Origin of the sequence: Streptomyces solicavernae (assembly GCF_029968095.1) — a bacterium.
Taxonomy (GTDB): domain Bacteria; phylum Actinomycetota; class Actinomycetes; order Streptomycetales; family Streptomycetaceae; genus Streptomyces; species Streptomyces solicavernae.
Genome location: NZ_JASCIR010000004.1, coordinates 130,756 through 150,064, shown reverse-complemented (window position 1 = coordinate 150,064; position 19,309 = coordinate 130,756). Strand labels below are relative to the sequence as shown.

21 protein-coding genes are annotated in these 19,309 nt (G+C 70.6%); 5 read left to right on the top strand and 16 right to left on the bottom strand.

Translation table 11 applies throughout. The features are described from left to right. Positions 1 to 6 precede the first annotated feature (6 nt). The gene (locus QIS99_RS07330; RefSeq protein WP_282511678.1) at positions 7 to 339 is read right to left on the bottom strand and encodes an ATP/GTP-binding protein; all 333 of its coding nucleotides are present in this window, start codon (positions 337 to 339) and stop codon (positions 7 to 9) included. A gap of 235 nt (positions 340 to 574) precedes the next feature. Here QIS99_RS07330 and QIS99_RS07325 point away from each other — a divergent pair, with 235 nt between their 5' ends. After that, the gene (locus QIS99_RS07325) at positions 575 to 1,603 is read left to right on the top strand and encodes an LLM class flavin-dependent oxidoreductase (protein ID WP_282511676.1); all 1,029 of its coding nucleotides are present in this window, start codon (positions 575 to 577) and stop codon (positions 1,601 to 1,603) included. 77 nt (positions 1,604 to 1,680) lie between these two features. Here the strand turns inward: QIS99_RS07325 and QIS99_RS07320 are convergent, their stop codons facing one another. Next, positions 1,681 to 2,073, bottom strand: coding sequence for an SCO5389 family protein (locus QIS99_RS07320; protein WP_282511673.1), 393 nt, complete (start codon positions 2,071 to 2,073; stop codon positions 1,681 to 1,683). A gap of 266 nt (positions 2,074 to 2,339) precedes the next feature. On the opposite strand from QIS99_RS07320, the gene nucS reads away from it, so the two are divergent. Beyond that, entirely contained in the window at positions 2,340 to 3,011 is a 672-nt protein-coding gene (gene nucS, locus QIS99_RS07315) for an endonuclease NucS (protein ID WP_282511672.1), read from the top strand. Positions 3,012 to 3,106: 95 nt separating this feature from the next. Here nucS and QIS99_RS07310 read toward each other — a convergent pair whose 3' ends face one another. From QIS99_RS07310 to QIS99_RS07300, 3 genes are all read right to left on the bottom strand, one after another. Then, on the bottom strand, positions 3,107 to 5,644 hold the full coding sequence (locus QIS99_RS07310) for an ATP-binding protein (RefSeq protein ID WP_282511671.1): 2,538 nt from the start codon (positions 5,642 to 5,644) through the stop codon (positions 3,107 to 3,109). 263 nt (positions 5,645 to 5,907) lie between these two features. Then, positions 5,908 to 6,222, bottom strand: a complete 315-nt coding sequence (locus QIS99_RS07305; RefSeq protein ID WP_282511670.1) for an STAS domain-containing protein — start codon at positions 6,220 to 6,222, stop codon at positions 5,908 to 5,910. A gap of 193 nt (positions 6,223 to 6,415) precedes the next feature. Then, positions 6,416 to 7,264: a 3-hydroxyacyl-CoA dehydrogenase family protein gene (locus QIS99_RS07300; protein WP_282511667.1), complete on the bottom strand. Its 849-nt coding sequence runs from the start codon at positions 7,262 to 7,264 to the stop codon at positions 6,416 to 6,418. A 223-nt stretch (positions 7,265 to 7,487) separates the two neighbouring features. Here QIS99_RS07300 and QIS99_RS07295 point away from each other — a divergent pair, with 223 nt between their 5' ends. Continuing rightward, positions 7,488 to 8,060: a cob(I)yrinic acid a,c-diamide adenosyltransferase gene (locus QIS99_RS07295; RefSeq protein ID WP_282511665.1), complete on the top strand. Its 573-nt coding sequence runs from the start codon at positions 7,488 to 7,490 to the stop codon at positions 8,058 to 8,060. A 3-nt stretch (positions 8,061 to 8,063) separates the two neighbouring features. Here the strand turns inward: QIS99_RS07295 and QIS99_RS07290 are convergent, their stop codons facing one another. Continuing rightward, a complete protein-coding gene (locus QIS99_RS07290; RefSeq protein ID WP_282511663.1) occupies positions 8,064 to 8,615 on the bottom strand; it encodes a hypothetical protein in 552 nt (183 codons plus the stop codon). Between the two features lie 227 nt (positions 8,616 to 8,842). Between QIS99_RS07290 and QIS99_RS07285 the strand changes: the two genes are divergently transcribed. Together QIS99_RS07285 and QIS99_RS07280 are read left to right on the top strand one after the other, a co-directional pair. Further along, positions 8,843 to 10,036, top strand: coding sequence for a sensor histidine kinase (locus QIS99_RS07285; protein WP_282511965.1), 1,194 nt, complete (start codon positions 8,843 to 8,845; stop codon positions 10,034 to 10,036). Beyond that, complete coding sequence (locus QIS99_RS07280) at positions 10,033 to 10,686, top strand: response regulator (RefSeq protein WP_282511662.1); 654 nt, start codon at positions 10,033 to 10,035, stop codon at positions 10,684 to 10,686. Before QIS99_RS07285 ends, QIS99_RS07280 begins: the two co-directional genes overlap by 4 nt. Before the next feature lie 76 nt (positions 10,687 to 10,762). Here the strand turns inward: QIS99_RS07280 and QIS99_RS07275 are convergent, their stop codons facing one another. From QIS99_RS07275 to QIS99_RS07230, 10 genes are all read right to left on the bottom strand, one after another. After that, entirely contained in the window at positions 10,763 to 11,209 is a 447-nt protein-coding gene (locus tag QIS99_RS07275; protein WP_282511660.1) for a DUF2550 domain-containing protein, read from the bottom strand. Positions 11,210 to 11,339: 130 nt separating this feature from the next. Further along, a complete protein-coding gene (locus QIS99_RS07270; RefSeq protein WP_282511658.1) occupies positions 11,340 to 11,720 on the bottom strand; it encodes a F0F1 ATP synthase subunit epsilon in 381 nt (126 codons plus the stop codon). Between the two features lie 110 nt (positions 11,721 to 11,830). Continuing rightward, positions 11,831 to 13,273 carry a F0F1 ATP synthase subunit beta gene (atpD, locus tag QIS99_RS07265; protein WP_282511656.1) on the bottom strand — a complete coding sequence of 481 codons (1,443 nt, stop codon included), beginning with the start codon at positions 13,271 to 13,273 and terminating at the stop codon, positions 11,831 to 11,833. After that, positions 13,273 to 14,190 (bottom strand): F0F1 ATP synthase subunit gamma, encoded by a 918-nt coding sequence (locus tag QIS99_RS07260; protein ID WP_282511654.1) that lies wholly within the window; start codon positions 14,188 to 14,190, stop codon positions 13,273 to 13,275. Before QIS99_RS07260 ends, atpD begins: the two co-directional genes overlap by 1 nt. A gap of 20 nt (positions 14,191 to 14,210) precedes the next feature. Beyond that, positions 14,211 to 15,809, bottom strand: coding sequence for a F0F1 ATP synthase subunit alpha (atpA, locus tag QIS99_RS07255; protein WP_282511652.1), 1,599 nt, complete (start codon positions 15,807 to 15,809; stop codon positions 14,211 to 14,213). Positions 15,810 to 15,961: 152 nt separating this feature from the next. Then, the gene (locus QIS99_RS07250) at positions 15,962 to 16,777 is read right to left on the bottom strand and encodes a F0F1 ATP synthase subunit delta (protein WP_282511650.1); all 816 of its coding nucleotides are present in this window, start codon (positions 16,775 to 16,777) and stop codon (positions 15,962 to 15,964) included. Continuing rightward, positions 16,774 to 17,310, bottom strand: coding sequence for a F0F1 ATP synthase subunit B (locus tag QIS99_RS07245; protein WP_408909504.1), 537 nt, complete (start codon positions 17,308 to 17,310; stop codon positions 16,774 to 16,776). Before QIS99_RS07245 ends, QIS99_RS07250 begins: the two co-directional genes overlap by 4 nt. Positions 17,311 to 17,363: 53 nt before the next feature. Continuing rightward, entirely contained in the window at positions 17,364 to 17,600 is a 237-nt protein-coding gene (atpE, locus tag QIS99_RS07240) for an ATP synthase F0 subunit C (RefSeq protein WP_282511646.1), read from the bottom strand. A 77-nt stretch (positions 17,601 to 17,677) separates the two neighbouring features. Continuing rightward, positions 17,678 to 18,448 (bottom strand): F0F1 ATP synthase subunit A, encoded by a 771-nt coding sequence (gene atpB, locus QIS99_RS07235; protein WP_282511963.1) that lies wholly within the window; start codon positions 18,446 to 18,448, stop codon positions 17,678 to 17,680. Between the two features lie 273 nt (positions 18,449 to 18,721). Further along, positions 18,722 to 19,159 (bottom strand): hypothetical protein, encoded by a 438-nt coding sequence (locus QIS99_RS07230; RefSeq protein WP_282511644.1) that lies wholly within the window; start codon positions 19,157 to 19,159, stop codon positions 18,722 to 18,724. Positions 19,160 to 19,309: the final 150 nt, after the last annotated feature.

Sequence of the window (19,309 nt, the reverse complement as noted above, 5' to 3'; positions counted from 1 at the left end):
GACGCCTCAGAACCTCGGCGCGTTACGGGACCGCTGCACCCGCGTGGTGCGGCGGTCCCGCGCGTTCCAGCAGGCCTTGTGCCAGTGCCTGCGGTCGTCGACGCCCCCTCCGTGCTCCGGCCAGGCCACCACGTGCGGCACGGACGAGCGGATCTCCTGGTCGCAGCCGGGGCAGCGGTACGTCTTGCCGGGCCCGCCGGAACCGGCGACGTGCCGGACGGTGAACTCCTCGCCCTGCCACGACTCGGTGTACTGGTGCCCGCCGTAGCGCGGACGGTCGTCGTCCGCTCCCCTGCCGTTGGAGCCTGCGCCCTTGGGGCGGTTGCGGCGCGGAGACACGGAACACCTCATGTGCGTACGGGAAGCCGATGGGACCGCTCCAGCCTACGCGCCGCTTCCCTGGGTACCCGTGCCTCGACGGAGGGACCGCCCTTCCGGGGCACTCTCCCGTATGAACCGGGGCACTCTCCCGTATGAAAATGGGCCAACCTGTATGCCAGGCCGTGCCCTTGGCACGTGCTGCGCGTTGTTGCGCGTAGGGGAGGCCGCGTCGGCGCCGAGAGGCAGGAGTGCGATGCGTGTAGGAAGTTTTGTACTGGCCGCGCAGTTCCCGGGCCAGGGCCAGGGAGAGGCGCTGCACCGGGCCCTGCGCATCGGTGAGGTCGCCGAGGAGTCCGGGCTCGACTCGGTCTGGCTGGCCGAGCACCACTTCGTCCCGTACGGAGTGTGCCCGTCCGCGGCGACGTTCGCGGCGTTTCTGCTCGGCCGCACCCGGCGCATCCGCGTCGGCACCGCGGTGAGCGTGCTGCCCACCCAGCATCCGGTGGCCCTCGGCGAGCAGGCCGCGCTCCTCCACCTCACCAGCGGCGGCCGCTTCACGCTCGGCGTGGGCCGCGGCGGGCCGTGGGTGGACCTGGAGGTCTTCGGCAAGGAGATCGGGGCGTACGAGAAGGGCTTCCCCGAATCCCTGGACCTGCTCCTGGACTGGCTGCGCAAACCCCGGGTCGGCGCGTCCGGTGAGCAGTTCGACTTCCGTGAGGTGGCGGTGGTTCCGCGTCCCGACGAGGCTCTGTCCGGGCCCGCGGGTCCGGAGGTCGTGGTGGCCTGCACCTCGCCCGCGAGCGTGCGGCTTGCCGCGGAGCGGGGCCTGCCGATGCTGCTCGGCATGCACTGCGGGGACGAGGAGAAGGCGGACATGGTGGCGCTGTGGCGGTCGAGCGCGCTGGCCGCGGGGCACACCCCGGACGTCGTACGGGCGGCCGGGCATGTGTCGGCCGGGGTGGCGCAGGTCGCGGACCGGGACGCGCAGGCGGCGGAGACGTTGCTCAAGGCGATGCCGGGCTGGCTGAAGCAGGGCCTGGACGCGCATGTCACGGTCGACGGCCGGGAGCGGCGGATGCGGGACCCGCTCGCGTACACCGAAATGCTCTGCGGGATCCACCCGGTGGGCACGCCGCGGCGCTGCGCGGACCGGCTCGCGGCGACCGCGGAACGCACCGGCATCACGCGGTTCGCGCTGCTCATGGAGGGCTCCGGGGACCTGGCGGCGACGGAGGAGAACGTGCGCCGGCTGGGCGCGGAGGTGCTGCCGCAGCTGGCCTGAGGGTGCGGTGTGCCGACGGGTGGGCTGCCGCCCCGGACTTGTGACACCTCCCGCGTACGGGACGGCAGCAACAGGGTTCAGCAGTCCCTGAGTTCCGGCGACTGGTTCAGCAACTGGCCCCGTACGGAAGTGAACTTGGCCAGCCGGTCGTCGGACTCTTCGCCGAGCGGGAAGACCGCGACGCGGTGGCAGTTCTGGAAGGCGAGACGCACTCCGAAGTGGCGCTGGAGCGCCCCTCGTATCGCGTCGCTCGCGAGTGCACGCAGCAGCTGACCACGCGCCTGCTCGTTCGGCGGCGGCGTCTGGTTGTCGGCGAACTCGCCGCCGTCCACCTTCAGCTGGGCCACCAGAGAGCTGATCATCTCCCATGCGTAGGGCAGGGAGGTCCGGACGCAGTCGACGAAGGCGGCTTCGTCGACCTCGCCTCGCTCGGCCTGTTCCAACAGTGCCGGTGAGACGTCGAGCGACATGGGTTCTCCTCTCGCACCCCCGGGGAGCGGGGGCTGACGGACAGGCAAGGGGCGACGCATACGCAGCGTGCACGCGTGACGACCACCCGCTTCCACGGTATGCAACCTGTCCTGCTCGCACCAGGAGAATGCACGCACAACCGGCCAAGGGCGAACAGTGTCCTTCCCGGTAAATAGGGCGCAGTTCGCCGCTCCGTTCCGGGGCCGCCGCTCGTTCCACGAGGGCGTTTCGCGCGGAGCGGGGGCGTCCAGTAGCGTTGCCGACCATGCGTCTCGTCATCGCCCGCTGCTCCGTGGACTACGCGGGCCGGCTCACCGCCCACCTCCCCCTCGCGCCCCGCCTCATCCTCGTGAAGGCGGACGGCAGTGTCTCGATCCACGCGGACGACCGGGCCTACAAGCCCCTGAACTGGATGTCGCCGCCGTGCACCCTGAAGGAGGGTTCGGGGGACGACGCGGGCGTCTGGACGGTCGTGAACAAGGCGGGCGAGAAGCTCATCATCACGATGGCGGAGATCCTGCACGACTCCTCGCACGAACTGGGCGTCGACCCGGGCCTCATCAAGGACGGCGTGGAAGCGCACCTGCAGGAGCTGCTCGCCGACCGGATCGAGACACTTGGCGAGGGATACACCCTGATCCGTCGCGAGTACCAGACGGCGATCGGCCCGGTCGACATCCTGTGCCGGGACGCGGACGGGGCGACGGTGGCGGTGGAGATCAAGCGCCGCGGCGAGATCGACGGCGTCGAGCAACTCACGCGCTACCTGGACCTGTTGAACCGCGACCCGCACCTGGCGCCCGTACGCGGGGTCTTCGCGGCCCAGGAGATCAAGCCCCAGGCCCGCGTCCTCGCCACGGACCGCGGCATCGACTGCGCGGTCCTGGACTACGACGCGCTGCGGGGCATCGAGGACGACAAGCTGCGGTTGTTCTGAGGGCTGAGGGCTGAGGGTCTGGGGGGTCTGGGGGTCTGAGGGGCAGGCCCGCGGTACGGGTTCGGGGGCCCCGGCCCCCTCAGGCCCCAGCCCCCTCAGGCCACCGCCCCCTCCGGCGCCGCCGACCCCGACTCCGGCCCAGACCCCGGCCCCGTACGCGACGGGCTGCCCGCCGCGCTGCTGGGCGGTTCGCTGGAGCCCGGGTCCGGGTCCGGGTCCGGGTCCGGGTTCGACGGGTCCGGGTCGGGAGAGGACGGCGGAGGCTCCGACGTGGGGGGCGTCGAGGTCGTCGGGGGCCTGGACGAACTCGGCGGCCTGGAGGACGTGGGCGGCTCGGACGAGCTCGGCGGCGCCGAAGTCGTCGGGTCGTCCGATGCGGACCCGCTCGGGCTCGGGGACTCGCTGCCACTCGGACTGTCCGAGGGCGAGCTGCTCGGCGTACCGGACGTGCCGGGCGCGGACGGGGCGGCCGGGCCGCTGCTCAGGTCGTCCGCCGGCTGCTCGGGCGGCAGGCCGTCGTCGTCCGGCCGGCCGGTCGTACGGTCCGGCTTGACCGTCCGGGCCGGCCCCTCGTCCTCGGAGATCGCGCCGAGCGTGACCACGGTGCCGAGCACGGCGGCGAGCAGCGCGCCCGCCCCCGCCGCCGCGAGGTTGCGCCGCGTACCGGCGACGACGGCCCTGCGCGCGCTCCCCGCCCCCGGCCCGGCGGCGGCCGCACGGCTCACCACCGTCCGCACCTCGTCCGCAGCGAAGCCGGAACCGCCGGAACTGCCAGCACTGCCCGACCGGCCGGACCTGCCGGAACTGCCAGCACTGCCAGGCCCGCCAGGACCGCCGGAACCACCAGGACCCCCGGAACCCCCGGAACCGCCGGGGTCCGGCAGCGCGGCCGGTGTGGCCGGGAGGCCCGCGGGCGGGGTCGTGCCGTCACGGTCGGAGACCAGGGCGAGGGCGCGGCGGCCCGCGACGGTGCCCCGCTTGTCGGCGAGGGCGCCGCGCATCCCGATGGACGCCTCCAGCTCCGTACGGGCCCGCTCCAGGCGGCCGCCGAGGAGCGCGAGGACGCCCAACTCGTGGTGGAAGTACGCCTCTTCGGCCACCTCACCGGCGAGCCGCGCCGCCTCCTGGCCGATCCGCAGGACCCGCTCCCAGGCGCCCCAGGCGAGCCCCGCCGCGAGCGCGGGCGCCGCGGTGCGGGCGAGCAGGACGGCCGAGCCGAGGTGGCCGGCCTCGGTGCCGGGCACGAGGGCGGTGAGCGCGGCGTGCAGCGCGTCGGACTCGGCGGTGGCGCGGTCGGCGGTGACCGAGGGGTGACCGGCCCACCAGGAGTAGTGCTGCGCGGCGGCGTGCGCGCGGGCGGGCGCGACGTCCCCGTACCCGGCGGCTTCCAGCTGGGTGAGGACGCCCGCGGCGAGGCGGTGGCGCGCACCGGTGGGGCCGACGAGCCCGGCGGCGGCGAGCTCGCCGAGCGCGGCGTCCGCGTGCGTGTCGCCGACGAGGGCGGGCAGATGCGCCTGATGCGGCACCTCGCCGCCGAGCGCGACCGCGAACTCCAGGGCGGTACGGGCGGATTCGCTCAGCCGGGACGCGAGCAGCGCGGCGGGCGCGGCGGCCTCGGCGAGGGACGGCAGCGGCACTGCGGCGCCCTCCTCCGGACCGCCCTCGGCGTCCGCGGCCTCGGCGAGCAGCCGGTCGCGCTGCCGCAGCAGCGCCCCGGCCTGCATGAACCGCAGCGGGAGCCCTTCGGACTCGAACCACAGGTCGCCGGCGAGGGCCTCTTCCTCGTCGACGAGCGGGCGGCCCGTGGCGAGTTCGAGGAGCTTGAGTCCGGCGGCCCGGTCGAGGCCGCCGAGGAAGATCTCTTCGAGGTGCGAATCGGCGAGCGGCGCGGCCACGTCCGGGGTGGCGGCGAGGAGGTAGGCGCACTCGGGGGTGGCGTCGAGGAAGTCCTGCAGGGTGGCCCCGCCGAACTCCAGGTCGTCGAGGACGACGACGGCCCCGATCTCGTGGACGCAGCCGCGGAGTTGGGCGTCGTCGGGGCGGTGTCCGGGCGAGGCGTAGACGGCGGCGTACAGCTCGTGGAGGAGTTCGGCGGGGCCGCGGCGGTGGCCGGAGAGCCGGACGACCCCGTCGGGCGCGAGGTCGGCGCAGTCCTCGGCGACGGCGTCGAGGAGCGAGGTGCGCCCGGAGCCGGCGGGCCCGGTGAGGCGTACGGAGCGGCCGCGGGCGAGCAGCCGGGCGAGCCGTTCGCGTACCTCCTGGCGCTCCAGGAGCGGCGGCCGGACCCGGGCGGGGCCGGGCGGCGCGGGCGGTACGGCGGCGGTGGCGCGGGCGGCCCGCTCGTCCGGCTCGTACCGCTGCGGGCGCGCGGGCTGCTCGCCGGGCGGGCATGGCTCGATCTCGCTGCCGTCGACCGGGTTGACGGTCAGCAGGTAGTCGCCGGAGGTCAGCTGCACGGTCCGTACGGGCGCGGCGGCCGGGAACTCGGAGGCGGCGGGGTAGCCCCGGCTCGCGGAGTTCGGGGCCGCGTCGCGGTGCGGTCCGGGCTCGCGGGCGGGCGGCGCACCGGCGGGGCCGTGCGGGCCGCGGCCGTCCTGGCCGTGCTCCTCGGGTCCCCGGCTCGTCGGGTCCATGGTCAAAGCCCCCATAAGCGTCGTATGCCTTGACTTCCCCGGCCTTCGCATACGGCTCTGTCGCTTCTGGTCCGGCACTCACGGGATCACGGGAACGGGATCGGTGAGCGACCGAACCTTAGACCTTGGGCCGGTGCCGCGGAACACCTGGGGTGGCGTGCCGTCCGGGACGTCACGGTCTCACCGGATTTGTCGTTGGCGTGCGCGCTCGATGGCGCGGGTGACCCACCGCGGTGGCGCGCGCGACCACGCGGTGGCGCGCGTTACAGGGGATGCGCCCCGATTCCGCCCTCGATCGCGAGGATGCGGTGCAGCCGGGTGGCCACGAGCAGCCGCTGCATCTGCGGCGGTACGTTGCGCAGGACCAGGCGGCGCCCGCAGCGGCCCGCCTGGCGGTGGGCGCCCATGATCACGCCGAGTCCTGTGGCGTCGAGTGCGGCGAGGTCCGAGAGGTCGAGGACGAGGTCGCCCGCCCCCTCGTCCAGGGCCGAGTGCAGGACAGTCCGGGCGTCCGCCGCGCTTCGGACGTCGAGGCTGCCCCCGACGGTCAGCTCGGCATGGTCGCCCCTGATGTGCATATGCGCTCCCGAGAGTGCTGTGGCGTCGTCGCCACCGTCGTCACGTACGTCCCCACTGTGGTCTCACTGAACTGACTGGCCCACGGACGCAGAAGTTGCCGTCCGTGAGCGAACCGATACGCAATTCACCCCTGAGGGGGACCCGGCCGGTGCGTACGGGTCGCGTACGGGCGTCCGGCCGGGGCACCGCGGTTCAGTGCTCGTAGAACCCCTGCCCGCTCTTGCGGCCGATGTCGCCGGCGTCGACCATGCGGCGCATCAGCTCCGGCGGAGCGAACTTCTCGTCCTGGGATTCCGTGTAGATGTTGCTGGTCGCGTGCAGCAGGATGTCGACCCCGGTCAGGTCGGCGGTGGCCAGGGGGCCCATCGCGTGGCCGAATCCGAGCTTGCAGGCGATGTCGATGTCCTCGGCGGTGGCGACGCCCGACTCGTAGAGCTTGGCAGCCTCCACCACGAGGGCCGAGATCAGCCTAGTGGTCACGAAGCCCGCGACGTCACGGTTCACGACGATGCAGGTCTTGCCGACCGACTCGGCGAACTCCCGCGCGGTGGCGAGGGTTTCGTCGCTCGTCTTGTAGCCGCGGACCAGCTCGCACAGCTGCATCATCGGCACCGGCGAGAAGAAGTGCGCGCCCACGACCCGCTCCGGACGCTCCGTCACCGCCGCGATCTTGGTGATCGGGATGGCGGAGGTGTTGGAGGCGAGCACGGTCTCGGGGCGCACCAGCTTGTCGAGCGTACGGAAGATCTCGTGCTTGACCTCAAGCTTCTCGAAGACGGCTTCGACTACGACGTCCGCGTCGGCGGCGCCGTCCAGATCGGTGGTCGTGGTGATCCGGGCGAGCGCGGCCTCGGCGTCCTCGGCGCTCAGCTTCCCCTTGCTGACGAACTTCTCGTACGAGGCCTTGATGCCGTCGGTGCCACGGGTCAGGGCTGCGTCGGTCACATCGCGCAGGACCACGTCCCAGCCCGCCTGGGCGGAGACCTGAGCGATACCGGACCCCATGAGTCCGGCTCCGACGACGGCGAGCTTCCGTGCCACTGTGCGATCCCCTTTGACAGTTGCGGTCTTACCCGTGGTTGACAACGAACTCTCCGGCGGAGACTAGCGGGCGTGAGGCCGCCTTGGGGGCGTACGAGATACGCGTCACGCCCACCCGTCGCGCGACCACCCGGTCCGCACCGCGCAGTTGGGGCGTTTTGGCCGGAAGTTCCGCGGACGTTCCGGGCCCCCGCCCCACGCCCCGCGGAGTAACCTCGGCCCCATGGTCATTCTGTCGCGCATCTACACCCGCACCGGAGACACCGGCACCACCGCCCTCGGCGACATGAGCCGCGCCCCCAAGACCGATCTGCGGATCGCCGCGTACGCCGACGCCAACGAGGCCAACGCCGTGCTCGGCACCGCGATCGCGCTCGGCGGGCTCGACGAGGAGGTCGTCAAGGTCCTCACGCGTGTGCAGAACGACCTGTTCGACGTGGGCGCGGACCTGTCCACGCCGGTCGTCGAGAACCCGGAATACCCGCCGCTGCGCGTCGAGCAGTCCTACGTCGACAAGCTGGAGGCGGACTGCGACCACTTCAACGAGCAGCTGGAGAAGCTGCGTTCGTTCATCCTGCCCGGCGGCACGCCCGGCGCGGCCCTGCTGCACCAGGCGTGCACGGTCGTACGGCGCGCCGAGCGCTCCACGTGGGCGGCGCTCGAAGCGCACGGCGAGACGATGAACGCCCTGACGGCGACGTACCTCAACCGCCTGTCCGACCTGCTGTTCATCCTGGCCCGGGTCGCCAACAAGGAGGTCGGGGACGTGCTGTGGGTGCCGGGCGGGGAGCGGTAGCCCTCACGCGGACCTGCCGGAGGTGAGCGGGGGCTTCTTCGGGAAGAGGGTGTACGAGCCGGCGATCACCACGTTGATGCCGATCACGAACAGCATCTTCTGCTGCCACTCCTCAAGCGAGCCGGTCCGCCCCGCCTCCCCCACGTACCAGATCGCCCCCTGCAGCAGCCCCATGGCGATCACCGCGGCGAGCACCCAGCGGGCCGCCAGCTTCCACTCGTGCAGCGCGCGGGCGGTGCCGTACTTCGGGGTGTGGGGCGGCGGGCCGCCGAAGAAGCGGTGGGCGACGCGGACGTCGACCCACTTGATCGTGTAATGGCCGAGCGCGACCGAGTAGCCGATGTAGACCGCCGCGAGGCCGTGCTTCCAGTCCGGCTCGGCGCCGCCCCGCAGGTCGATCGCGGTGGCCACGAACAGCACCACTTCGAGCAGCGGCTCGCACAGCAGTACGGCGACACTCGCGCGTGGCATCCTCGCCCAGTACCGAAGGGCCAGGCCCGCGGCGAGCAGCACCCAGAAGCCGACCTCGCAGATGACGATGAGCGTGACGATCACGGGACTCTCCTCTCACGGTCCCTCCAGCGTCCCGTCCGCCGCGCGCCCGCTCGTCGTCTGCGCAGACGAAGTGCGCGTACATCGAAGGATGCAGTCGCGCTCCGACCCGCCTCCATCTGCGTACGGACGCCAGGGCCGCGCCCGCCGTGTTGGATGGCAGGGTGACCTCCGAGAGCCCGCCCCGTGCGGCCGACCGCCCGCCGCGCCGACGCGCGGGAGTCGCGAGCCTGCCCCGGCCGCACCGGATCGACGTCCTGATCGCCCTCTCCGGGCTGCTCGGCGGGCTCGCCCTCTGGGGCATCGGCCTCGGCATGCGCACGCCGCCCGTCCCCTCGCTCCCGGACGCCTGGCTCCTCGTACCGCTGGCCCTCATGTCCGCCCTGGAGCTGATGCGCCGCACGCTGCCGCAGACCGCGCTCGCCCTCGGCACGCTCGCGCTGGTGGCCGACCAGTTCACGCCCGGCAACCTCGTGACCGTCATCCTCTTCGCGGACCTCGCGTACGCCGCCGTCCTGTACGGCTCGCCCGCCGCCGCCCGGCGCCTTCCATGGGCCACCGGGCTGGCCACGGTCGCCGCCACGCTCGGTTTCCTGGCCTGGTTCCAGCAGCCCGAGGCGGTGCTGCTCGGCCTCATGGTCGGCCTCATCACGTTCACCCCCGCCACCACCGGCGCCATCGTCCGCAACCACCGGGACGCCGCCGAGACCGCGCGCCTGCGGGCCGAACAGACCGCGCTGCTCGCCGAGACGGACCGGGTGCAGGCCGTCACCGCCGAGCGCGCCCGGATGGCCCGGGAGCTGCACGACATGGTCGCCAACCACCTCTCCGCCATCGCCATCCACTCCACCGCCGCGCTCTCCCTGGACGACCCGCGCACCACCCGGGACGCCCTCGGTGTGATCCGCGAGAACAGCGTCGACGGACTGGCCGAGATGCGCCGCCTCATCGGCCTGCTCCGGGACGGCAGCGACGACCACGAACCGGCCGCGGCGCCCACCCTCGACGGCCTCACCGCCCTCGCAGGACAGGCCCGCGCCAACGGCCTGGACGTCACGCTCGACGACCGCCGCGCCCACTCGGCCCGCCTGCCGGCCCCGGTCGAGCTGGCCGCGTACCGGATCGTCCAGGAGTCCCTGACCAACGCCCTCAAGCACGCCGCGCCGGGCCCCGTCCACGTGGTCCTGGCGCTGGCCGACAGCACCCTGACCGCCACGGTGACCAGCGCTTTCGGCGACCCGTCGGGGCCGCGCGCGCCGGGCTCGGGGGCGGGGCTCGTCGGCATGCGGGAGCGGGCGACGCTGCTCGGCGGGGAGTTCGAGGCGGGGCCGCGCGACAGCGACCGCGGCAAGGTCTGGTGCGTACGGGCCGCGCTGCCCGTGGGAGAAGCCGTGCCGCAGACATCTCAAGGAGGAAGCGAATGATCCGGGTCCTGGTCGCCGAGGACCAGTCCGCGGTGCGCGCGGGCCTCGTCCTGATCCTGGGCAGCGCGCCGGACATCGAGGTCGTCGGCGAGGCCGCCGACGGCGAGGAGGCGGTGGCCCGCGCCCGCGAACTCCGCCCCGACCTGGTCCTGATGGACGTCCAGATGCCCCGCCTCGACGGCGTCGCCGCGACCCGCCGGGTGGTCGCCGAGCAGCTGGCCGACGTACTTGTGCTGACCACCTTCGACCTGGACGAGTACGTCTTCGGGGCGCTGCGCGCGGGCGCCGCCGGGTTCCTCCTGAAGAACACCGACGCGGCCGACCTGATCGAGGCGGTACGCACGGTCGCGCGCGGCGAGGGCCTGATCGCCCCGGCCGTCACCCGCCGCCTGATCGCCGAGTTCGCGGCGGAGCCGGCCCGCGCGCAGGGCGCCCCCGACCCTGCGGTCCTGGAGGCCGTGGACGCCCTCACCCGCCGCGAGCGCGAGGTCCTGTCCTGCCTCGGCCAGGGCCTGTCCAATGCGGAGATCGCGGTACGACTGGACATGGCGGAGGCCACCGTGAAGACCCATGTGAGCCGACTGCTCGGCAAGCTGGAACTGCGCAGCAGGGTCCAAGCGGCCGTTCTGGCTCAGGAGTTGAGGATCTGAGGCGATACCGTCGGTCGGCTGCTGCGCCGTCGTGGCTGGTCGCGCAGTTCCCCGCGCCCTATGGGGCAGGAGCGCCCTAAGCCACGTTGACCCGCTGCCCCGGAGGCGCCGCCTCCAGCCAGGCCAGGAAACCGGTCAGCGCATCCTCGCTCATCGCGAGCTCGATCCGCGTCCCGTCATGCGTGCAGCCGAGCACCACCGCGTCGGAGAGCAGCGCCAGCTCCTCCTCGCCGTCGGGCGCACGCCGGTCCACGACTTCGATCGCGGACCGCTCAAGCACCCGCCGCGGCCGCGGCGCGTACGAAAAGACCCGGAACCAGGCGATGCGATCGCCGTTGTACCGGGCCACTCCATAGCTCCAGCCCTTGCCGGACGTATCCCCGGGCTCGGGCGCGTTCCACCTGAGGGAACAGTCGAAGGTGCCGCCGGAGCGCTGGATCAGGCGCCTGCGCAGCCCGAAGACGAAGAGCCCCACCAACACGAGCACGACCACCAGCGCGCACACAACCACAGCGAGGATCATCGGCACCGACCTCCTCGCTCCGTCCAGTCACGCAAACCGACCTTGCACCTGCATCGCCTCAGCCGCGGCCCGGTCCGGATCGCTCCGGTCCTGGCCGCGGCTGAGTCGCACACTCCGCGTCGCGCTGTCGTCAGCGCGCCGCCACCGCGCGAAGGCGGACGTCCGCGCGCCGTTCGGCGGCCGCGTCGGCCTCCGACTTCGCACGCTCCAGCGCCCGCTCCGCACGCTGTACATCGATCTCGTCGGCCATTTCCACGGTCTCGGCCAGCAGCGAAAGCTTGTTGTCCGCGAACGAGACGAAACCGCCGTGCACCGCGGCGACGATCGTGCCGGCCTCCGCGGAGGTCGTACGGATCATCACAGGGCCCGACTCCAGCACACCGAGCAGCGGCTGGTGACCGGGCATGACGCCGATGTCGCCGGACGTGGTGCGCGCCACGACCAGGGTGGCCTCGCCGGACCAGACCTGGCGGTCGGCGGCGACCAGCTCGACGTGCAGCTCAGCAGCCAAGGGTGGCTCCTCGGGTCACCACCCGGCGGTTCTGCCGGGTGTTGGGTCAAATTCTAGTGGGCGTACCGGGAGGGGCGGGACGCGCCCGCCCCTCCCGTGAGTCAGCGGACTCAGGAGACGCCGAGCTCCTTGGCGTTGGCCTTGAGGTCCTCAATGCCACCGCACATGAAGAACGCCTGCTCGGGGAAGTGGTCGTACTCGCCGTCGCAGATCGCGTTGAAGGCCGCGATCGACTCCTCGAGGGACACGTCCGAACCGTCGACGCCGGTGAACTGCTTGGCGACGTGGGTGTTCTGCGACAGGAAGCGCTCCACGCGACGGGCACGGTGGACAACGAGCTTGTCCTCCTCGCCGAGCTCGTCGATACCGAGGATCGCGATGATGTCCTGGAGGTCCTTGTACTTCTGCAGGATCGTCTTGACGCGCATGGCGGCGTCGTAGTGGTCCTGCGCGATGTACCGCGGGTCCAGGATGCGGGACGTGGAGTCCAGCGGGTCCACGGCCGGGTAGATGCCCTTCTCGGAGATCGGACGGGAGAGAACCGTCGTCGCGTCGAGGTGGGCGAACGTGGTGGCCGGGGCCGGGTCGGTCAGGTCGTCAGCAGGGACGTAGATCGCCTGCATGGACGTGATCGAGTGACCACGGGTCGACGTGATGCGCTCCTGGAGGAGGCCCATCTCGTCGGCCAGGTTCGGCTGGTAACCCACGGCCGAGGGCATACGGCCCAGAAGGGTCGAGACCTCGGAACCGGCCTGCGTGAAGCGGAAGATGTTGTCGATGAAGAACAGCACGTCCTGCTTCTGCACATCGCGGAAGTACTCCGCCATGGTCAGACCGGCGAGGGCCACGCGCAGACGGGTGCCCGGCGGCTCGTCCATCTGACCGAAGACAAGCGCGGTCTTGTCGATGACGCCCGACTCGGACATCTCGTCGATGAGGTCGTTGCCCTCACGGGTGCGCTCGCCGACACCGGCGAACACGGAGACACCGTCGTGGTTGTTGGCGACGCGGTAGATCATCTCCTGGATGAGCACCGTCTTGCCGACGCCGGCACCACCGAACAGGCCGATCTTTCCACCCTTGACGTACGGGGTGAGAAGGTCGATGACCTTGACGCCGGTCTCGAACATCTCGGTCTTCGACTCAAGCTCGTCGAAGTTCGGCGCCTTGCGGTGGATGGACCAGCGCTCACCGACGTTGGCGTTCTCCTCGGGGACGTTCAGCACCTCACCGAGGGTGTTGAACACCTTGCCCTTGGTGAAGTCGCCGACGGGGACGGTGATGCCGTCGCCCGTGTCGGTCACCGCGGCCTGGCGGACCAGACCGTCGGTGGGCTGCATGGAGATCGCGCGGACCAGGCCGTCGCCGAGGTGCTGGGCGACCTCAAGCGTCAGGGTCTTCAGCTCGCCGTCGGCGGCCGGGTCGGCCACCTGCACGGTGAGGGCGTTGTAGATGTCCGGCATCGCGTCGACGGGGAACTCCACGTCGACGACCGGGCCGATCACCCGGGCGACGCGGCCCGTGGCAACGGCCGTATCAACAGTGGTCGTCATTACTTGTCACTCCCCGCGGTCGCGTCGGCCAGGGCGCTCGCGCCACCGACGATCTCGCTGATTTCCTGGGTGATTTCGGCCTGGCGGGCCGCGTTGGCAAGCCGGGAGAGGTTGTTGATCAGCTCTCCGGCGTTGTCGGTCGCCGACTTCATCGCGCGGCGGGTCGCGGCGTGCTTGGAGGCAGCCGACTGCAGCAGCGCGTTGTAGATACGGCTCTCGACGTACCGCGGAAGCAGGGCGTCCAGGACGTCCTGACCCGACGGCTCGAAGTCGTACAGCGGGCGGATCTCGTCCTTGGTGCCCGCCTCCTCCGCGACCTCGTCGAGGCTGAGCGGAAGCAGTCGGGACTCGACCGCGTTCTGCGTCATCATCGAGACGAACTCGGTGTAGACGATGTGGAGTTCATCCACGCCGCCCTCGGCCGTGTCCTTCTCGATGGCCTCGATCAGCGGCCCGGCGACCGCCTTGGCGTCCGCGTACGAGGGCTCGTCCGTGAAGCCCGTCCACTCCCCCGCGATCTTGCGCTCGCGGAAGTTGTAGTGGGCGATGCCGCGGCGGCCGACGATGTACGTGTCGACCTGCTTGCCCTCGGCCTGGAGCTTCTCGGTGAGCTGCTCCGCCGACTTGATCGCGTTGGAGTTGAAGGCACCGGCCAGACCACGGTCGCTCGTGAGGAGCAGGACCGCGGCCCGGGTCGGGTTCTCCACCTCGGTGGTCAGCGGGTGCTTGTCGTTCGCACCCGTCGACACCGCGGTGACCGCGCGCGTGAGCTCGGTCGCGTACGGCGTGGAGGCCGCCACCTTGCGCTGTGCCTTGACGACACGCGAGGCGGCGATCATCTCCATCGCCTTCGTGATCTTCTTCGTCGCGGTGACGGACCGGATGCGACGCTTGTAGACCCGGAGCTGGGCTCCCATGAGTCAGGTCCCTTCCGTCGTCACTTGGAGACGTCGACGGCTGCCGGAGCGTCCTCGCCGATCAGCTTGCCGTCGGAGGTCTCGAACTGCTTCTTGAACTCCGCGATGGCGTCCGCGACGGCCGTGAGGGTGTCGTCGGACATCTTGCCGCCCTCCTTGATGGAGGTCATCAGGCCCTGCTCCTTGCGGTGCAGGTGGTCCAGGAGCTCGCGCTCGAAGCGGCGGATGTCGGCGACCGGCACGTCGTCCATCCTGCCGGTGGTGCCGGCCCAGACGGAGACGACCTGGTCCTCGGTCGGCATCGGCTGGTACTGAGCCTGCTTGAGCAGCTCGACCATGCGCTGACCGCGCTCCAGCTGGGCCTTCGACGCGGCGTCCAGGTCGGAACCGAAGGCGGCGAACGCCTCCAGCTCACGGAACTGGGCGAGGTCCACGCGGAGGCGGCCGGAGACCTGCTTCATCGCCTTGTGCTGCGCGGAACCACCGACTCGGGAGACGGAGATACCGACGTTCAGCGCGGGGCGCTGACCGGCGTTGAACAGGTCCGACTCCAGGAAGCACTGGCCGTCGGTGATGGAGATGACGTTGGTCGGAATGAACGCCGACACGTCGTTCGCCTTGGTCTCGACGATCGGCAGACCGGTCATCGAGCCCTTGCCCATCTCGTCGGAGAGCTTGGCGCAGCGCTCCAGGAGGCGGGAGTGCAGGTAGAAGACGTCGCCCGGGTAGGCCTCACGGCCCGGCGGGCGGCGGAGCAGCAGGGACACGGCGCGGTAGGCGTCGGCCTGCTTCGAGAGGTCGTCGAAGATGATGAGGACGTGCTTGCCCTCGTACATCCACTGCTGGCCGATGGCCGAACCGGTGTAGGGGGCCAGGTACTTGAAGCCCGCCGGGTCGGACGCCGGGGCGGCGACGATCGTCGTGTACTCAAGGGCGCCGGCCTCTTCGAGGGCACCACGCACGGAGGCGATGGTCGAGCCCTTCTGACCGATGGCGACGTAGATGCAGCGGACCTGCTTGTTCACGTCGCCCGAGCGCCAGTTGTCGCGCTGGTTGATGATCGTGTCGACGGCCAGGGCGGTCTTGCCGGTCTGGCGGTCACCGATGATCAGCTGACGCTGACCACGGCCGATCGGGGTCATCGCGTCGACGGCCTTGTAGCCGGTCTCCATCGGCTCGTGCACCGACTTGCGGTCCATGACCGTGGGGGCCTGCAGCTCAAGGGCGCGGCGGCCGGTGGTCTCGATCTCGCCGAGGCCGTCGATCGGGTTGCCGAGCGGGTCGACGACACGGCCGAGGTAGCCCTCGCCGACGGCGACCGACAGGACCTCGCCGGTACGGGAGACCGACTGGCCCTCTTCAATTCCGCTGAACTCGCCGAGGACGATCGAACCGATCTCGCGCTCTTCGAGGTTCAGAGCGAGACCGAGGGTGCCGTCCTCGAACTTCAGCAGCTCGTTGGCCATGGCCGAGGGCAGGCCCTCGACCTTCGCGATGCCATCGCCGGCCAGGGTGACCGTACCGACCTCCTCGCGCGAGGCCGCGTCCGGCTTGTACGCCTGGACAAAGTTCTCCAGCGCGTCCCGGATCTCCTCCGGCCGGATCGTGAGCTCCGCCATCTGGGTTCCCTGCTCTCCTTGTTGGGCCCGAAGTTTTCTTGGGGGTCTGGGGGCGCCCCCCAGAAAAACTGTCTGCACGACCCAACTCGGGCCGTAGTCATGCTTGTTGAGTTGATTCGCCGAGCGTTACGCCCAGGTCGACCGTGTGGCCGTCAGCCGGCCATCCGGCGGCTCGCGTCTTCGAGCCGGTCCGCGATGGAGCCGTTGATGACCTCATCGCCCACCTGCACCCTGATCCCGCCGAGGACCTCGGGGTCCACGTCGAGGTTGAGGTGCATCTGGCGCCCGTACAGCTTCGCCAGCGAACCCGCCAGCTTCTGCTTCTGTCCGTCGGACAGCGGGACGGCCGAGGTGACGATCGCGACCGTGCGGTCCCGGCGGTCCGCGGCCAGCTTGGACAGGGACTCAAGTCCCGCTTCCAGGCTACGTCCCCGCGGGTGGGTCACCAGGCGTGCGACCAGTCGCTCCGTCGTGGCCTCCGCGCGGCCGCCGAGCAGGCTGCGCAGCAGCTCGCCCTTGGCCGTTCCGGCGGCGGTACGGCTGGTCAGCGCGGCCCGCAGCTCGGTGCTTGAGGAGACGATCCGCCCGAAGCGGAACAGCTCGTCCTCGACGTTGTCGAGCTTGCCGGCACGCTGCGCGGCGGTGAGGTCGGCCACGTCGGCCAGTTCCTCAAGGGCGTCGACCAGGTCACGCGACTGCGACCAGCGGGAGCGGACGACGCCGGCCACCAGATCGGCGGTCTCGGCGGAGACCTGTCCACCGAGTACCCGGCCCACGAGCTCGGCCTTCGCCTCAGCGGCCTGCGCCGGGTCGGTCAGGACCCGACGCAGCGACACCTCGCGGTCGAGCAGCGCGGTGACGGCGGCCAGCTCGTCCGCGAGCGCGGTCGCGTCCACCGACGTGTTGTCGGTCAGCGCGTCGAGACGCTCACGTGCGGCGGCCAGTGCCTCGCGGCTCGCTCCGTTCATCGCGCGGCCTCGGCCTTCTCCTCAAGCTCGTCAAGGAAGCGGTCGATGGTGCGGCTCTGCCGGGCGTGGTCCTCAAGGGACTCGCCGACGAGCTTGCCGGCCAGGGTGGTGGCCAGCTGGCCGACGTCCTGACGCAGCGACTGCGAGGCAGCCTTGCGGTCCGCGGCGATCTGCGCGTGGCCGGCAGCGATGATCTCCTCACGCTGCCGCTGGCCCTCGGCGCGCATCTCGGCGATGAGCGTGGCGCCCTGCTCCTGCGCCTCCTGGCGCAGCCGCGCGGCCTCGTGCCGGGCCTCGGCGAGCTGGGCCTTGTACTGCTCAAGGACGCTCTGGGCCTCGGTCTGGGCGGCCTCGGCCTTCTCAATGCCGCCTTCGATCGCTTCCCTGCGCTGCTCCAGAACCTTGTTGATGTTCGGGAGGAGCTTCTTCCAGAAGAAGAAGAAGACGATGGCGAAGGCGATGGTGCCGACGAGCAGCTCGGGGCCGGGCGGGATGAGCGGGTTCTGCTCTTCCCCGGCCGCCAGCTGAATCATGCTGTCGATCACGTCAGTGCCTTTCGTCGAAACGTGGTCAGTGAGGGCTCAGCTCACTTGCCGTAGACGAACGGCAGAACGATGCCGATGAGGGCGAGCGCCTCACAGAAGGCGAAGCCGAGGATCTGGTTGGCGCGGATCAGGCCGGCGGCCTCGGGCTGACGGGCCAGGGCCTGCGTGCCGTTACCGAACACGATGCCGACGCCGATGCCGGGGCCGATGGCGGCGAGGCCGTAGCCGATGGAACCGAGGGATCCGGTGACGGCGGCGAGTTCGATGGTCGCGGACATGCCGTTACTTCCTTCTCTTTCAAGGACCGGTGGGGGTTGGCCACCGGGCGATCTGGGGGTGGTGCGGGCGGGTTGGCTCAGTGGTGCTCGGCGAGCGCGCCCTGAAGGTACGAGCAGGCAAGCAGCACGAAGACGTACGCCTGGACGGCCTGCACGAAAAGTTCGAAGACGATCATGGCCATCGTCATGGCGAAGGACACGCCGGCCGCCGGAATCATCCAGCTGTTCAGCAGGTACCAGGAGGCGACGGTGAACATCACCAGCATCAGGTGACCGGCGAACATGTTGGCGAAGAGCCGGACCGCGTGGGTGAAGGGGCGGACCAGCAGGTTCGAGAAGAACTCGATCGCCGAGACGAGCCACTTCACCGGCCCGAGCGAGGCGTCGTATCCGGTGATGTTCTTCCAGCCGCCGACGAAGCCGTGGCGCTTGAAGGTCAGCGGCACCCAGATCAGGTACACGATGGCGGCGAGCACGGCCGGGTAGGCGATGATCGATCCCACCGGGAACTGGGCCAGCGGAATCACGGACCAGATGTTCATGATCCAGATGAAGAAGAACAGCGAGACCATCAGGGGGACGAACTTCTCGCCCTCCTTCTTGCCCAGCGTCTCGTAGACGATTCCGCGGCGTACGAAGTCGTATCCGGCCTCGGCGGCGAGCTGCAGCTTGCCCGGGACCACCTTCGCCTTGCCGAAGGCGAGGGTGAAGAAAGTGACCACGACGCCGGTCGCGATCAGGGCGAGCAGCATCACCTTGTTGAACTCGAAGCCGGCGACGGTGAAGATCGGCTGGAAAAGGAATGAGTGCAGGCCCGGCGCCGGGAAGCCACATCCGTTGTCGGACATGATGCGGCAGCTCCAGTCAAAGGCGAGCTGGGTCTGGTCAGCACTCACCGCGGGCTCCTTCGGCGTGACGCATAAGTACGGCAACCTCGTTGTGTCGGCGCGGCGTGCAGCCGCGAGTCGGCACCGGTCTGGTGTTTCGGATATGGGGGCGGCTATCAGGCGTTGAGCCTCGCGATGAAGCAGGCGTCAGCTCAGTTGCCCGCGCCCGCAGTGCCGCAGTTGGCACCGGACGATAGCAGGAGTTCTTACGGCTCTTTATCCCGGCCCTACCCCTCATGACGAGGACCCCGACTTCTCGTTCTTCGAGCTGTCCGAAGAGTCGGGGTCGACGTAGAAAATCTTCGCCTTGAGGTGGGCACGGGCCTGTGCGGCTACCCAGGCCACCGCCGCGACGATGATGGTCACGGCGAAAGTCTTCGGGTTGAAGAGAGTGGTGTCCTTGAAGACGGCGACGAACACGAACAGCACCAGCAACTGCACGACATAGAGCACGAGTCCCATCGCCTGGAACAGGTGCGGAAAGTGCTTGGCGGTGAACTGGAGGCCGAGAATCCCGAGCCCCATGAAGAGGCACACCACCGCGGTCGCGACGACGGCGCCGATCGCTCCCTCGCCACCCGCGACGATTCCACTGACGACGGCGGCGATGGCGCCGACGGCGACGGTGGGCACGACGATGGGCACGAGAGTTCGGGCGTCATTGGACTGCATGGCGGCAGCTCCACTTACTACAGAAGGGGACGAGTTGTCGTCATGGACGAGCGTAAGCCCGGGAACGGAGAGCTCCTTGGTGCCAAGCGACCGTCGCACTACGGTCCTTCGGCCCTACCCCGGGATCTCGTGAACGGTATCACAAACTAT

Bases quoted from the DNA above. Each gene is read 5' to 3' on its own strand.
- QIS99_RS07280 (WP_282511662.1), top strand. From the start codon at position 10,033: ATGATCCGGGTCCTGGTCGCCGAGGACCAGTCCGCGGTGCGCGCGGGC.
- nucS (WP_282511672.1), top strand. From the start codon at position 2,340: ATGCGTCTCGTCATCGCCCGCTGCTCCGTGGACTACGCGGGCCGGCTC.
- QIS99_RS07320 (WP_282511673.1), bottom strand. From the start codon at position 2,073: ATGTCGCTCGACGTCTCACCGGCACTGTTGGAACAGGCCGAGCGAGGC.
- atpD (WP_282511656.1), bottom strand. From the start codon at position 13,273: ATGACGACCACTGTTGATACGGCCGTTGCCACGGGCCGCGTCGCCCGG.
- QIS99_RS07230 (WP_282511644.1), bottom strand. From the start codon at position 19,159: ATGCAGTCCAATGACGCCCGAACTCTCGTGCCCATCGTCGTGCCCACC.
- QIS99_RS07325 (WP_282511676.1), top strand. From the start codon at position 575: ATGCGTGTAGGAAGTTTTGTACTGGCCGCGCAGTTCCCGGGCCAGGGC.
- QIS99_RS07250 (WP_282511650.1), bottom strand. From the start codon at position 16,777: ATGAACGGAGCGAGCCGCGAGGCACTGGCCGCCGCACGTGAGCGTCTC.
- atpB (WP_282511963.1), bottom strand. From the start codon at position 18,448: ATGTCCGACAACGGATGTGGCTTCCCGGCGCCGGGCCTGCACTCATTC.
- QIS99_RS07305 (WP_282511670.1), bottom strand. From the start codon at position 6,222: ATGCACATCAGGGGCGACCATGCCGAGCTGACCGTCGGGGGCAGCCTC.
- QIS99_RS07295 (WP_282511665.1), top strand. From the start codon at position 7,488: ATGGTCATTCTGTCGCGCATCTACACCCGCACCGGAGACACCGGCACC.
- QIS99_RS07310 (WP_282511671.1), bottom strand. From the start codon at position 5,644: ATGGACCCGACGAGCCGGGGACCCGAGGAGCACGGCCAGGACGGCCGC.
- atpE (WP_282511646.1), bottom strand. From the start codon at position 17,600: ATGTCCGCGACCATCGAACTCGCCGCCGTCACCGGATCCCTCGGTTCC.
- QIS99_RS07275 (WP_282511660.1), bottom strand. From the start codon at position 11,209: ATGATCCTCGCTGTGGTTGTGTGCGCGCTGGTGGTCGTGCTCGTGTTG.
- QIS99_RS07245 (WP_408909504.1), bottom strand. From the start codon at position 17,310: ATGATTCAGCTGGCGGCCGGGGAAGAGCAGAACCCGCTCATCCCGCCC.
- atpA (WP_282511652.1), bottom strand. From the start codon at position 15,809: ATGGCGGAGCTCACGATCCGGCCGGAGGAGATCCGGGACGCGCTGGAG.
- QIS99_RS07260 (WP_282511654.1), bottom strand. From the start codon at position 14,190: ATGGGAGCCCAGCTCCGGGTCTACAAGCGTCGCATCCGGTCCGTCACC.